Annotated in this window: 11 protein-coding genes and 5 tRNA genes; 6 read left to right on the plus strand and 10 right to left on the minus strand. The window is 44.8% G+C overall.

Going from position 1 to position 14,914, the window contains the following annotated elements; genetic code table 11:
- Positions 1–84: 84 nt before the first annotated feature.
- Genes ACR63N_RS12130 through ACR63N_RS12140 form a run of 3 tightly spaced genes read left to right on the plus strand, consistent with a single transcriptional unit; the run spans position 85 to position 2,100 of the window.
- Positions 85–612 carry a DUF421 domain-containing protein gene (locus ACR63N_RS12130; RefSeq protein ID WP_472782091.1) on the plus strand — a complete coding sequence of 176 codons (528 nt, stop codon included), beginning with the start codon at positions 85–87 and terminating at the stop codon, positions 610–612.
- Positions 613–667: 55 nt separating this feature from the next.
- A complete protein-coding gene (rlmH, locus tag ACR63N_RS12135) occupies positions 668–1,156 on the plus strand; it encodes a 23S rRNA (pseudouridine(1915)-N(3))-methyltransferase RlmH (protein ID WP_367104695.1) in 489 nt (162 codons plus the stop codon).
- A 56-nt stretch (positions 1,157–1,212) separates the two neighbouring features.
- On the plus strand, positions 1,213–2,100 hold the full coding sequence (locus ACR63N_RS12140) for a DODA-type extradiol aromatic ring-opening family dioxygenase (RefSeq protein WP_367107257.1): 888 nt from the start codon (positions 1,213–1,215) through the stop codon (positions 2,098–2,100).
- Between the two features lie 17 nt (positions 2,101–2,117).
- On the opposite strand, the gene ACR63N_RS12145 is transcribed toward ACR63N_RS12140, so the two are convergent.
- Positions 2,118–3,611 (minus strand): amidase, encoded by a 1,494-nt coding sequence (locus ACR63N_RS12145; RefSeq protein ID WP_472782092.1) that lies wholly within the window; start codon positions 3,609–3,611, stop codon positions 2,118–2,120.
- Positions 3,612–3,693: 82 nt separating this feature from the next.
- Positions 3,694–6,936, minus strand: coding sequence for a DNA translocase FtsK (locus ACR63N_RS12150; RefSeq protein ID WP_472782093.1), 3,243 nt, complete (start codon positions 6,934–6,936; stop codon positions 3,694–3,696).
- Between the two features lie 671 nt (positions 6,937–7,607).
- Between ACR63N_RS12150 and trxB the strand changes: the two genes are divergently transcribed.
- From trxB to ACR63N_RS12165, 3 genes are all read left to right on the plus strand, one after another.
- Positions 7,608–8,648 carry a thioredoxin-disulfide reductase gene (gene trxB, locus ACR63N_RS12155; protein WP_367107260.1) on the plus strand — a complete coding sequence of 347 codons (1,041 nt, stop codon included), beginning with the start codon at positions 7,608–7,610 and terminating at the stop codon, positions 8,646–8,648.
- Between the two features lie 63 nt (positions 8,649–8,711).
- On the plus strand, positions 8,712–9,500 hold the full coding sequence (aat, locus tag ACR63N_RS12160) for a leucyl/phenylalanyl-tRNA--protein transferase (protein ID WP_472782746.1): 789 nt from the start codon (positions 8,712–8,714) through the stop codon (positions 9,498–9,500).
- A gap of 146 nt (positions 9,501–9,646) precedes the next feature.
- Positions 9,647–10,060 carry a MerR family transcriptional regulator gene (locus tag ACR63N_RS12165; RefSeq protein WP_367104690.1) on the plus strand — a complete coding sequence of 138 codons (414 nt, stop codon included), beginning with the start codon at positions 9,647–9,649 and terminating at the stop codon, positions 10,058–10,060.
- A gap of 164 nt (positions 10,061–10,224) precedes the next feature.
- On the opposite strand, the gene rimI is transcribed toward ACR63N_RS12165, so the two are convergent.
- From rimI to ACR63N_RS12205, 8 genes are all read right to left on the minus strand, one after another.
- Complete coding sequence (gene rimI, locus ACR63N_RS12170) at positions 10,225–10,722, minus strand: ribosomal protein S18-alanine N-acetyltransferase (protein WP_472782094.1); 498 nt, start codon at positions 10,720–10,722, stop codon at positions 10,225–10,227.
- A gap of 203 nt (positions 10,723–10,925) precedes the next feature.
- Positions 10,926–12,116 carry an elongation factor Tu gene (gene tuf, locus ACR63N_RS12175; RefSeq protein ID WP_367104688.1) on the minus strand — a complete coding sequence of 397 codons (1,191 nt, stop codon included), beginning with the start codon at positions 12,114–12,116 and terminating at the stop codon, positions 10,926–10,928.
- Positions 12,117–12,512: 396 nt separating this feature from the next.
- Positions 12,513–12,587: transfer RNA gene (locus ACR63N_RS12180), tRNA-Thr, on the minus strand.
- Positions 12,588–12,709: 122 nt separating this feature from the next.
- Positions 12,710–12,783, minus strand: a tRNA-Gly gene (locus ACR63N_RS12185).
- Between the two features lie 59 nt (positions 12,784–12,842).
- Positions 12,843–12,916: transfer RNA gene (locus tag ACR63N_RS12190), tRNA-Gly, on the minus strand.
- 69 nt (positions 12,917–12,985) lie between these two features.
- Positions 12,986–13,069 (minus strand) — tRNA-Tyr (locus ACR63N_RS12195).
- A 61-nt stretch (positions 13,070–13,130) separates the two neighbouring features.
- Positions 13,131–13,206: transfer RNA gene (locus ACR63N_RS12200), tRNA-Thr, on the minus strand.
- Positions 13,207–13,381: 175 nt separating this feature from the next.
- On the minus strand, positions 13,382–14,878 hold the full coding sequence (locus ACR63N_RS12205; RefSeq protein WP_367106600.1) for an anthranilate synthase component I family protein: 1,497 nt from the start codon (positions 14,876–14,878) through the stop codon (positions 13,382–13,384).
- Between the last annotated feature and the right edge of the window lie 36 nt (positions 14,879–14,914).

Genomic DNA, 14,914 nt, shown 5'->3' on the forward strand with positions numbered 1-14,914 from the left:
ATAGTAGATACTCTATAATTGGCTTTAGATAACATTACTAAATTAAGATTCACTAGCATAAAATTGTCAATAGGAATAATCAGCATGGATATGTTATTTTTTGACCATATTGAAAAACTTGGGCGTATCGCAGCAACAGCGACCATGGTTTATATAACAATCATTTTACTTACTAAAGCGTCGGGTAAACGTTCCACCTCGCAGCTCAATAACTTCGACTGGGTGATGACGGTCATGATTGGCTCCTTAGGCGCCAGTATCATTTTGCTAAGAGAGATTCCGTTCATCGAAGGTGCAGCTTCTCTTGTCACTTTGTATGTGTTGCAATTTTTAGTAACTAAATACTCTTCTATCTCCCAACCCTTTGCTAGTCTGCTATTGTCTGAGCCGCGCGTGGTTTTCTATCAAGGTCAATATTTGCCTGAGGCCATGCGCGATGAGCGTTTGACCCAGCAAGAGCTTGAAAGCGCCATGCGCTCAGCAGGTATTCATAACCTAGATGATGTGGAGGCTATTATTTTTGAATCTGATGCTACGCTTGCGGTCATACCCAAGAGCGACAAATCTAAAGAAGGTACGGTTTCAGAAACCTTAAAAACAGTGATTCGCTAAGCTAAATCCAAACTATAAAAAACCTCAATGAGTACTAAAACTAGGATTAAGGGTAATGAGAGCAAGAATTTTGGCAGTGGGTAACAAAATGCCTAATTGGGTGCAAAGCGGCTTCGATGAATACTATAAACGCATTCAACCTATGCTCAGTACCGAAATGGTCGAGTTGGCTGCCGCCAAGCGTGCCAAAAACCCCTCCGATGCTAACTTAGCTCAGTACCGTGAACAAGAGAGCCAGGCGCTATTAGCGGCGCATAGCAGTGCTAGTCGTGAGCAGCTTTGGGTGCTTGATGTGAAAGGCAAGATGCTTTCAACAGAAAATCTAGCGGTTAAATTAAGCGCTGCGATGCAGCAAGGTGATGATATCGCTTTAGTGATTGGCGGCGCAGATGGGGTCGCCCCAGAGCTGCTAGCAAAGGCTGATATGACATGGTCACTATCGGCATTAACCCTACCGCATCCACTGGTGCGAGTCGTACTTATGGAGCAGCTTTACCGGGCCATGAGTATCAATCACAACCACCCTTATCACCGCGGTAATTGAGCAATATCAATGACAAAAGAGATTGAAAAACACGCGCCCGCCCTAATAAACGCAGCATGACCTATTCAAAATCCGCCAGTTATATCAGCCGTAGCCGTCCTGATTATCAGCATAAAACCACTTCTACTACGCCTATTACCGCGTCAGTAGCGTGGGAAGATGCACCTGCAAGTTTAGCTAATGCGGCACGTCTGCCCTCACTATTTATCTCGCATGGCGCGCCTACTCTGGCGGTTGAGCAATCAGCGACTACTAGCGCTTTGGCGCGTATAGGGCAAAACCTACCCGTACCGCGCGCGATCATTATTATGTCCGCCCATTGGCAGTCTAATAAGCTTGAGATTAGCAGCAACCCGCAGCCCAAAACTTGGCATGACTTTTCAGGCTTTGAGTCTGAGCTTTATGACGTGCAGTATCCAGCGCCCGGTCACGCCGCTCTCGCCGAGTCACTTGCGCAGCAACTAACGGCGCGCGGGATCACTTGCAGTGTCAATCCGATGCGGGTTTGGGATCATGGAGTATGGGCACCGCTCACGCATCTGTATCCAGAGGCCAGCGTGCCTATTATACAAATCTCCCTGCCGCGGTATTATGACAGTGTGGCCTGCTACCAGCTCGGCGCGCAATTGACCAAGCTACGTGAAGAGCAAATACTTATTATTGGCTCCGGCAACATTACTCATAATATGCAAGCAATGCGCTGGCAAGCTGATAGTATCGATCAAACCGCCAAGGATTTTAAGCTTTGGCTATTGCAGCAGCTTAAAATCGACATTCCTACGGCTCTGGACTGGCAGCAGTATCCTAATTATAAAAACATCCATCCAAGCGATGAGCACCTACTACCGTTGTTTTTTGCATTGGGGGCCGGTCAGCGGGTGTCAGTTGTACATCAAAGCATGGCGCATCATAGCTTGGGGATGGATATTTATCGCTTTGACTGATTTTTATCGTTTTAGGGCTACTTCTCAACAGCAGGCTTAGTAAATAATCCTGCACGCTCAAGCTCCCCTGCTACGCTAAATAGCGTCGTCTCATCATTCATACGTCCGATCAGTTGCATACCAATGGGCAACCCTTTTTTGCTCATACCCATCGGTACTGACATTGCTGGCAGACCTGTGATATTACCAAGTAGCGTAAAAGACATTTTGCTCAGTACCGGGTGACTAAGCTTCTCAATCATGCCCGAGCTAAAGGTATACTTGCCCATGTTGATGCCGCGGCTTAATAAGCCTGAGGTGTTCATCAGCATCTCATCTATCCGGCTTGGTGGCAGTACTCCGTGCTTAACAACGGTTGTGGGCACCGTTGGGCATAAGATCATATCGTATTCTTCAAGCAGTAGCCCAGTCTGGTACTGAGTATCATGCCAGCCGTGTTTGGCATGGACCAGATCGACCGCCGATAGTGAACGACCCAGCATCGCTAAATTATAGGTTTGTGGTTCGAGGTTTTTAATATGCTCACTACCATAATTGCTTTCAATATCATCTACAGTAAAGGCGGTATGCGCGCAGATCATGACGATAAAATCATGCCAAAACCTATCGATATCGATATTGGGCTCAGCGTGGACGACGTTATGTCCCATAGCCTCTAGCTGCTTAGCCGTACCCTCAAGCACAGCCAACACTTCTTTATCAACTACCGTATTAGCAATGAGCGGGCGTTGATGTAGCGCAATCTTTAACGCTCTAGGAGCACGCATCGCCGCTTGCAAAAAAGTTCCGTTAGGCGGCGTAATTACATAAGGCGCGCCAATCTCCATCCCGCTGGTAGCATCGAGCATGGCAGCACTATCACGTACCGTGCGCGTAATTACATGGTCGGCGACCGCGCCCTCCCACCCTTCACCAAACTTAGGACCCATAGGGTTACGACCACGGCTGGGCTTTAGTCCTATCACCCCGCACCACGCCGCTGGAAAACGGATTGAACCGCCGCCGTCACCCGCACCTGCCATCGGTACAATGCCGCTACTTACCGCCGCTGCACTGCCGCCGGAAGAGCCGCCAGAGCTATAGCCTTTTTTAAAAGGATTATGGGTCGCACCATGCGCTTTGGGTTCGGTAGTGATAATCAAACCAAATTCAGGGGTATTGGTCTTACCAAAGGTATTGACGCCCGTTGCCTTCATACGTTTGACAATTTCGGTGTCATATTGTGAGACGATATTGACGCTGCGGCTGCCCATGGTTATTGGCTCACCTGCAAAATGAAAGGATAAGTCTTTGAGTAAATAGGGTACACTGTTAAATACCCCTTTAGGCAATCCTTGCTGCGCCGCCTTATAAGCGCGTTCATCAAAGCGGTGAATGATAGCGTTGAGTTTAGGATTTAGCGTATTGGCTTGGTGGGTAGCGGCGTCCAGTAGCTCTTTAGCGCTGACCTCTTTTGAATTCACTAATCCTGCCAATCCTAGCGCGTCATATTGGGTGTATTCTTTAAACATAGCGTCATCCTTGTTATGCGTTTAAATAAAAAAGCGAGCTACTATCGTAACTCGCTTTTTACACCTAATAAAAGTATAAACTCTACATCAGCAGCTCACGTTTACCGCTTTTGCCCATAGAGCTGACCAATCCTGCCTCCTCCATAGAGTCTACAATGCGAGCGGCGCGGTTATAACCAATACTAAATTTACGCTGAATACTGGAGGCCGATACTTTGCGCGTCTCCATGATAAAGGCCACGGCATCATTGTACAGATCGTCGTCCTCGCCAGAAGCATTAGCAGAGCCGCCACCGCTCGGACTCGACAATTCGAAATTGCCCGCCATATTATCGATATAATCAGGAGCACCGCGCTCACGCCAAGCGTCACAGACGCGGTTGACCTCCTCGTCGCTCACATAAGCGCCATGCACGCGATCCGGCTCAATCTGCCCTGGCCCTAAAAACAGCATATCGCCGTTACCAAGCATGTCTTCTGCGCCGCCGCTATCCAAAATTGTCCGTGAGTCTACTTTGGAGTTGACTCGCAGCGCTGCCCGTACCGGAATATTGGCTTTAATCAGACCGGTAATGACATCGACTGATGGGCGCTGAGTCGCGAGCATCAAATGAATGCCAGCAGCCCGCGACTTTTGGGCTAAGCGGGTGATCAGCTCTTCAGCTTGCTTACCAACCTGCATAATCATATCGGCAAACTCATCGGCGACGATGACGATCATCGGTAGGGTTTTAAGCTTGGGTGCTTGCTCAATGCTCACGTTGTCATTGGGTCGCCACAATGGATCAAGCATGGGCTTACCTGCTTTTTCGGCAGCGCGTACCTTTTTGTTGAACTCATTAAGCTTACGTACTTTAAGCAAACTCATCAGCTGATAACGCCTCTCCATCTCAGCTACGCACCATGACAAGCTGCTCGCCGCTTCGGTCATATCAGTGACTACGGGCGTTAATAGATGCGGAATATCATTGTAATTGGCAAGCTCAAGCTGCTTTGGATCAATCAGGATCAAACGCAGCTCATTGGGTGTATATTTAAGCAGCATCGATAATAGCATGGAATTGACCAATACTGATTTACCTGAGCCTGTGGTACCAGCAACCAGCATATGCGGCGCGCGCGCAAGATCGGTAATAATAGGGTTGCCACCGATGTCTTTGCCCATCGCCATACTGATTTGCGCTTTGGGGTCTTTGTATTTATCCGTATTTAACAGCTCAATAAGGCGTACCATCTCACGCTGCTTATTGGGCACTTCGATACCAATATAAGGCTTACCCGGGATGACCTCGACTACCCGCAGGGAGGCCATTGATAAAGAGCGCGCCAGATCGCGCGAGATACCAGTGACCTTGCTGGCTTTTACTCCAGCAGCTAGCTCCACCTCAAAGCGCGTAACTACCGGTCCGGGGATCGCGTTAACCACAGTCGCTTTTACATTGAACTCCTGCAACTTAATCTCAAGCAATTCTGATAACTGCTCAAGCTCTGCCATGGTATAGCTGGGTTTACGATCAGGATCTGGCTTATCCAGTATCGATACCTCTGGAATAGGCGTTAAACTGCTACGGTAAGCCGCCGTTTGCATAGAGCGCGACTTTTGACTGAATGCCGCATCATCACTGATGTCTGGCATAACTGGCGTAGCTATCTCATCGTCAGCATCATCGTCTGGCATCATATCAGTGATAAGATTACTACTATCGCCCTCGGGTACCGCAAAGCTCATCGTTGACTTGGCAGCAGCTACTGGTTTAGTAGCGGTATTTAACTCAGCCGTCTCTATGGTTGGCGCAGCCTTTGGATTGGCAGGTGGCGTATTAGTAGGAGTCATGTCCGCTGCTGGCGCTGCGGGTATAGAGGTTTGTACCTCTGAAACTCTTTTATTAGTAGCAGTATCTGAAACAGTAGCAGCTTGCACCTCTACGTGCTGATTGTCTGAGGATGGTGATACCGATTGATCAGTTACGGACGTTAAAGCTGACTCTTGTGGTTCTGGCTGCCAAGGCTCCTCGGATTCTGCTGCTATCGACTGATAAGCATCCAACCAAGTATCTGCCAATTCAGCAACTTCAGGCGTGATTGCTTCGTCAGATTTATCGTTCAAGGCGGTATCTGTATGATCGGCTGTCTCTTGCTCAGATTTTTCTGGTTCTAATATCTGCGATGCTACCATCTCTGATTCAGATTCTTTTGTCTCAAAAAACTCTGGTTCAGAAGTAGGCGCTTCAAAATCGTTAGCATCAGCGGTATGTGGTGCTCTTGCAAGCGCCGGTATAGCTTCTTGGTCGTCATTGCTAGAATTAGGCGCAGCTGCTAATAGGTCATCAATAACATCGGTATTGTTCCAAGCAAAGCTGGGCTCAACCTTACGTGCTGACGCGGCGTCGATATTATTATGCTTTAGAGTAGACGTAGGGGTTGACAGACTATCACTCATAGCGTTCTGATTGGTCGCAGCTTCGGTTGCAAGCGTCGCTTTTACACTAGCGCCAAGTCCTGATTTTATTAAAAAGTCTGTCAATACATCACCAAAGCGCTCTGTGTCACTTATCGATGCCTGTCCGTGATTAGTTTGTTCGCTATGAGTAGGTTGTAGCTCAAGTGGCAATTGTCCATAGTCAGGTTTGGCTTTTTTAGACTTTTTACTGATTAAACCTTCTGTAAGCACAGCTTCATTATTCTCTAACGCCTCATCGTTGTCATCTTTTGCATACTGTTCGGTATCGGTAGCCTCCGCTTTGACACCGGAGCCAAACCACGATAAATCGACAAGTTTATGATATAGCGCTTGCCAATGAATATTGAAGGCAAAAGTAGTCGTAATCACTACAAATACGAGCAAGAACAGTACACTGCCCCACTGCGTTAATAGCTGTGCTAAACGTGCCTGCAACTCTAGTCCAATAATACCGCCGGCTACGCCTTCAAGTCCTGTCACTAGAGGGTTGGCAACTTGCTGTACTAAAGCGACCAGCTGTGCAAACAACGCACTACTACTCAATAATAAAAACACATAAGCAACCACACGCAGTGGCCAAAAAGTCGGTTTATTATCCCACCAGATTAAAATGGACTCATAAACTAAAAAGATTAGCAACCACCAAGCCCCAAAACCAAAAAAACTATAAAACAAATCCGACAGCCACGCGCCCGTAGAGCCGCCCATATTATTAATAGTCGTCATATCACTACTGATATGCGACCAGCTAGGATCATTGCCGGTATAAGTCAGTAAAATGATAAACAGATAAACTGCCAAAAGTGTCCCAAGGAAAGTAAAAGTTCCTTTTTTCAAGTATTCAATAAATGGTGCTGATATCACGTAGGATCTGCCTTGTTATTCATACTAAATAGTTGTCAATTCATGATTGAGTGCAATCATATTGACTGGATATGCTGATATAAGTTTACGTCACTAAACACTTATAATAAACTAACCATTATAAGACATCTTGGCCACCCTCATGACGTAAAATATGGGTCTAATTTTGAGCTCATTATGAGCTTGGTACTGTGCTAGATGCTCGCATTTTATCGCTATCTTAGTTATGACAGCTAGCCTTCATCGCTGATTGAGCTTGGCCTAACTTGTTATAATAACAAATACTTAGGTTAAGTGGCGAGCGTGTTATAAAGAAAGCAGGCAATAGAACACTTTAATAACGCACTTAAAAGCAAGCAGACACACAATAGTGGTTATAGAGCGGTTGTAGATAGAAGGCTACGCTATATAATTTGCAATAAAGACAATTCTTTATACCTTATACCTTCTTAGTATCCAAGCTATACTGATGCCAAAGCTCTGAGGATGGTTAATACAGCACCGTTAATCGTACTTTAGTTCTAACAATACCTATATTTGCTTTAGCAAACTTGTGCTCTATGGCGACTGCCCCTATGTTAGTAACATTAATAATGAAAATGCTATAAAATTTCTACTTTTTCTCTTTATTTTGTTAAATTTCATATTTTTAAAACTCGTAAGGAAAATTAATGACAACTGATAATCACACTGCTTATCAACAACCTCGTCACGAAAAACTTATTATCTTAGGCTCTGGACCTGCAGGTTATTCGGCTGCGGTTTATGCTGCGCGTGCCAATCTCAAGCCGGTTATGGTAACGGGTTTGGAAGTAGGTGGACAGCTCACTACTACTACCGAGGTCGACAACTGGCCAGGTGATGCCTATGATTTGACAGGCCCTGCACTTATGGAGCGCATGAAAGATCATGCCGAGCGCTTTGGTACCGAGCTGGTTTACGATCATATTAATGACGTCGATCTTAGCGAGCGTCCTTTTAAATTAACAGGAAATAACGGCAGCTATACTTGTGATGCCCTTATTATCTCAACCGGTGCTTCTGCTCAATATCTAGGTTTAGAATCAGAACAAAAATTTAGAGGTCTAGGAGTCTCCGCTTGTGCTACTTGTGATGGCTTCTTTTATAAAAATCAAAAAGTTGCTGTTATTGGCGGTGGTAATACAGCAGTCGAAGAAGCGCTCTATTTATCCAACATTGCATCCGAGGTAACCTTGGTGCATCGCCGCGATAGTCTGCGCTCTGAGAAGATCTTGCAAGATAAATTGTTCGAAAAAGCCAAAAATGGCAACGTCAAAATTGAATGGAACCATAAAGTCAAAGAAGTAGTCGGTGATGATATGGGCGTTAATGGCGTTGTCATTGAATCTACTCTTGATGGTACGACTAAACAGCTAGATAGTCATGGTATATTCGTGGCAATCGGCCATAAACCTAATACTGATTTGTTCAAAGGTCAGCTGGATATGAAGGATGGTTATATTATTGTCAATAGCGGTCTAAGTGGCAATGCGACACAAACTAGTATTGAAGGCGTCTTTGCGGCAGGAGACGTGGCAGATCACGTTTATCGTCAGGCCATCACCTCAGCTGGTACTGGCTGTATGGCCGCGCTTGATGCTGAAAAATACTTGGATGCTATTGGTGAAGCTGTCGCTCGTGACCATACTTATGCGTCCACCTTGACCGCTGATAAAGAAAAAGAGGCTTAAGTGAGCTCACCTGCTAAAAACGCTGCAGATACTAATAATAACTGTGCTGTTGATACCCAAAATATTAATAGCCCTCAAGTAACGCCTGAGACCCTAAAAAGTCTTGGGCGTTACAATTTTCCAGATCCTGCTTTGGTCGATCCTGATGGTATTGGTATTGTGGCAGTCGGTGGTGATTTGGCACCTGAGACCTTAATATCTGCTTACGCCCAAGGCCTTTTTCCTTGGTTCAATGAGGATGATCCTGTTGCTTGGTGGTGTCCCCAGCCGCGCTGCGTCATCGTGCCCAGCGACTATGTACCAAGTAAATCCTTAAAAAAACAAGCAGCACGTACGCGATGGCAAGTGACACTTGATCAAGCCTTTGATGAGGTGATACACGCTTGCAGCCTACCGCGCTGTGACGACTTCAATAATGAGCATTCTGATGGCGCGCATACTTGGATTCATGATGAGATGATTGAAGCTTATACCGAGCTGCATAATTATGGCTTTGCCCATAGTATAGAGGTTTGGGATGAGAATAAAAATTTAATCGGCGGCTTATATGGACTCAAATTAGGCCGAGTTTATTTTGGTGAATCTATGTTTCACCGAGCCTCTAATGCCTCAAAAATTGCCTTTTGGAGCTTAATGGCTTTATGCCAGCAAAGCAAGGTAGAGCTAGTAGATTGTCAGTTGGTTAATGATCATTTGCTAAGCTTAGGAGCAACCACTCGATCGCGTAATGAATTTTTGAGTGAATTAAACACCTTAATTGGTAGTGGCTCAGATAAGTGGCAACATAGTGCTTATAAAGCACTGTCTGTTTCTCGTCTCAACGAGATAGAACCATGGCAGCGCGAGCAATAAAGCTAACATTTATTAAAGCTATCCTTCTAAGAACTCTAGAGGTAGCCTTAATTTCTACGTTACTTTTGAGTCTTAAGTTAGTTTTCAAATTAGTTTTTAAGTCGCCTGCTTATAGAATGCTCCATTACTAGACATGAGGTTATCATATGGCACCTGACACATCCTTTCTACTCATCGGTGCACTGGCAAAGCAGGCTAACACCACCAAAGATACGATACGTCACTATGACCAGCTGGGTCTCCTCAAGTCACGCAAACGCCAAGCAGGGTCACGTCTATATACTGAGTTTCATCCCGAATGTATTGAACGTGTTAAGCTGATAAAAAGTGCGCAAGCGATTGGCTTTACACTGACCGAAATCAAGAACTGCCTTAATGACTATTATGAAGGGCATCTTGATCTTGATAAGCAAATAAAGGTTGTTGAGCAAAAACTTGCACAAGTTAAAGAGCAGCAAGCCAATATCAACCTTATGGTTAAGCTACTAACTGAACAAGTTGCTACTCTTGAATGTAGAAAAAGCGCCGATCTTGCTAGTTCGTGCAAACTAAAAGATTAAGATCTCTAGCTGAGTTCTACCCTTGATTCTCATCATTAAGCTTTATAGTTGACACACTTTAGAATAGGTACAGTGCTGCTGGTATTAATTTTCCTTGTGTGCTGTGTCTACGCTGATAGAGGCTGCACGAAATTAATACCAGCAGCACGTAGAGTGTGCCAATTTTATTTAGGATTGACTATATAGCTAAGCTCCATAACCAAAGCATCAATTGACGGCTGATGCAGGGTTTGATAATAGTTATGGCGGCGATGAATAATAGCAAAGCCCTGCTGCTTATACAGTGCTATGGCAGGAGTATTATCTTCTCGTACCTCTAGCAACAAACTCATAACTTCTTTGCTTTGTAACTCTTTATTGATCTCAAAAAATAATTGCGAAGCGATGCCTCGGCGCTGATAACAGGGATGCGTACCAATACGCAATATCTCTGCTTGCTCAAATAGCAGCTGATACAAACAGTAACCCACGACCCTCTGTTTTTCTTCTTGAGTACACTCAATGACTATCAGTAACTCTACTCCTTCTTGGCTCAGCATGTCCTTGATCGTGTTATAAGCCCAAGCATCTTGCGGCTGAATGCTGGCTTCAATGCCAGCCACATCTTTTATGACATTTATACTTTCATCATTGATAGTCCTGATCCTTTGTGTACTAAGCATCAACTATTACTCCTTTTTTATTTTTCTAGTTTATACACAGCGGCTCATAGATAATGACAATATAGCATCGAAGATATCATTTCAAAATAAGCACGCACAAAAAAAGCCGCTCTCAATCGAGAACGGCTTTTAGTCAGTTTATACTATGTAAGAGTAGGCTAAAACATAAACCCTAATAGTATAGATCAACTAGTCTTTAGGTATTAGTTACTAACGCTTGCAACCACACCAGCACCTACCGTACGGCCGCCTTCACGAATCGCGAAGCGTAGGCCTTTGTCCATAGCGATTGGGTGGATAAGCTCTACGCCCATCTCAACGTTGTCGCCAGGCATAACCATCTCAGTACCGTCTTGTAATTGGATTGCGCCAGTTACGTCAGTGGTACGGAAGTAGAACTGTGGACGATAGCCGTTTAGGAATGGCGTGTGACGACCACCTTCTTCTTTTGACAGTACGTATACTTCTGCGTCAAATTTGGTGTGAGGAGTGATTGAACCTGGCTTAGCTAGTACTTGGCCACGTTGTACGTCTTCACGCTTGGTACCACGTAGCAATACGCCACAGTTCTCACCAGCACGACCTTCGTCTAGAAGCTTACGGAACATCTCAACACCGGTACAGGTGGTTTTTTGGGTCGGACGGATACCAACGATTTCGATCTCGTCGCCGACTTTTACGATACCTGATTCCACACGACCAGTTACTACGGTACCACGACCTGAGATTGAAAAGACGTCTTCGATAGGCATAAGGAATGCTTTGTCGATGTCACGCTCAGGCTCTGGGATGTAGGTATCTAGGATGCCAAGTAGTTCGACAACAGCAGGTTCGCCATAAGGACCGTCAGAGCCTTTTAGGGCTTCGGTGGCACTACCTTTAACGATTGGGGTGTCGTCGCCTGGGAAGTCGTAGTCGTTAAGGAGTTCACGAACTTCCATTTCAACAAGCTCTAGTAGCTCTTCGTCGTCAACAAGGTCGCACTTGTTCATGAAGACGATGATGTACGGTACGCCAACCTGACGTGATAGCAGGATATGCTCACGAGTTTGTGGCATAGGACCATCGGTCGCTGAGACGACTAGGATGGCGCCGTCCATTTGTGCGGCACCGGTGATCATGTTTTTAACGTAGTCAGCATGGCCTGGGCAATCAACGTGTGCGTAGTGACGAGCTTCGGTGTCATACTCTACGTGTGAGGTGTTGATGGTGATGCCACGTGCTTTTTCTTCAGGGGCGCTATCAATTGACGCGTAGTCTTTGGCTTCGCCGCCTGAGGTTTTAGCGGCTACGGTTGCGATAGCAGCAGTTAGTGTGGTTTTACCGTGGTCAACGTGTCCGATGGTGCCGACGTTGACGTGGGGCTTGTTGCGTTCAAACTTGGCCTTTGCCATGGGGTTCTTCCTCTTTATTGGTGAATCTTCATTGATCAAAGATCGGTAAATAATGGTTTAACGGCTTATCATGAATTAAAACCATCAAACTGTTGACGCTAGGATTCGTTTACTAGCTTTTATTCATCAGCATAGCTGTAATATATGGGTGCTATACTTGTTTTTTCAACTTATTTGCTAGACTAAAGTACAAAAAATTTTCACTATTTCGTTTTACTAGAACGGCATCAAACATTAAGGCATTGACAGCACTAAAAGGCAACACCTTAGTGTCACCTTTAATTTATTATCTATCAAGCTGACTTTATATTTTTTAGTATCAATATAGAACTTTATATAATAACTGTGGCTCTATCTAATTTAGATCGCCAATCATCAATACAAATAGATGATAAATGGAGCTCATATCGAGAATTGAACTCGAGACCTCTCCCTTACCAAGGGAGTGCTCTACCGCTGAGCTATATGAGCGTGTTTTAAATAAACCGCTATTTACTAAAAAAAATATCACGAGACAGTTAATAAATATAACTGATAGTCGTGACTGATTGTTTAGTATTTTATTTAATATTATCTACAGCTGATAGTGTATATGGAGCGGGTGGCGGGAATCGAACCCGCGTCATTAGCTTGGAAGGCTAAGGTGTTACCATTATACCACACCCGCAATAACTCAAACTGTCGTGATGAATGATTAGATAATGGCTTAAAATTCTATTACATATATGGAGCGGGCGGTAGGAATCGAACCCACGTCTTTAGCTTGGAAAGCTAATATGTAACCACTACACTGCACCCGCACAACCCGCACAAGCTGTTATAAAGTCCAGTATTAATAACACTAGCTGTTATAACAAACTTTAAAAATATGGTGGTGGGAGAAGGATTCGAACCTTCGAAGCTTTCGCGACAGATTTACAGTCTGTTGGGTTTGACCGCTCCCCAATCCCACCTTATGTTGCTTTTAATAAAACATTTTAGCAAAAAATTTTTAGAAAAAGCTACCTTGAAGAATGGTGCCGACTGCCGGGATCGAACTGGCGACCTACTGATTACAAGTCAGTTGCTCTACCAACTGAGCTAAGTCGGCTTGTTCCTTCAAAGTGGGGAGTATTCTATCAAATATATCTTAGAATACAAGCCTTATTTCTGCTTTTTCACAGTTTTTTTTGTGAACGTTGATAAAATATTGATTATATTGCTATTTTTATCGCCTATATTATATTCTCTTATAAGCGTTTATAACAAAAGCATGTAAGCCATATTTAGCGGATACGCAGTCCATCACAAGCCATTTTTACCGCTTTGACCAGTGCTAAAGCTTTTTTGTTGGTTTCATCCCACTCAGCCTCTGGTACTGAATCAGCAACTACCCCAGCACCGGCCTGAATATGAATCTTGCCGCGACGCATGACTGCGGTGCGAATAGCGATGGCTGTATCCATATTGCCATGCCAGCCAAGATAACCTACTGAGCCACCAAATACTGTACGACGTACTGGCTCTATCTCATCAATAATTTGCATGGCACGGATTTTGGGAGCGCCTGACAAAGTTCCTGCAGGAAAAGTAGCGCAGAACACATCTAAAGCATCTTTATCAGCGGCTATTGTACCCTCAACGTTTGAGGCAATGTGCATCACTTGCGAGTAACGCTCAATGAGCATCTTTTCAGTAACTTTGACAGTACCATACTCACATACGCGGCCAATATCATTGCGTCCTAAGTCTATGAGCATCAAATGCTCAGCAATCTCTTTTTGATCAGCCAGCAGCTCTTGCTCAAGCGCCAAGTCCTCAACTTCATCCAAGCCGCGCTTGCGTGTCCCAGCGAGAGGACGCACGGTTACTTTGCCATTCTCTATTCGCGATAAGATCTCAGGAGAGGCGCCAATGATATCAAAACGCTTATGATCATCTAAAGTATAACCATGAACCAAAAATAAATACGGTGATGGATTCAAAAACCGCAGGGCACGATAAACCGCTAGTGAGTCACCTTTGTAATCTGCTGTCAAGCGCTGTGCGGGAACCACCTGCATAACGTCGCCTGCTAAAATATAGTCTTTGATTTTATTGACATCGCTACAGTACTTATCTTTTCCGGTTTGGGAGACGAATTTGGGGGTTGGCATAATAGGCGTAGTCAAATCTGGCATCTCAGCCAGTTTGTCCTCAATTTTTTGTAGCTCGCGTATAGCATCGCCATAGCCGTCTTCATCATGACAATCAGCATAAACAATGATCGAGAGAGTGTTTTCTAAGTTATCAAAAACAATGACACTCATTGACAGCGTTAACCACATATCAGGCAAAGTCATAGGGTTTGGCGCAGCGGATAGTCCAACGCTTGGTTCAATCACCCGCACCATATCGTAGCCAAAGTAACCGACCAATCCGCCACTAAAGCTTGGTAGCGCCTCAACCTCGTCTACTGTTGGCATCTTATAATCGCGCATCAGCTTACGAATATAATCAAAGGGATCGTCAACGGCACTGGTGTCGATATGATCCTCTTTTTTAGTCATCATATTGCCATCGGTATACTGCAAAATTAAATCATTACCCAGACCAATCATTGAATACCGTGCCCAGCGCTCGCCTCCTACTACCGACTCAAATAAATACGCCGAACCGCTCAAATCACGTACTTTGGAGAACACCGATACCGGAGTTTGTGCATCCATTAGACGTTTTTTGACAAGCGGAGCATGACTAAAGCCACGAGCTTTAAAGTCACTATATTCTTCAAAGGTCATCATAATAAGCAATCTCTTAGTACAGCATTAACAAAGAAT

It is taken from the genome of Psychrobacter sp. M4 (assembly GCF_055699795.1).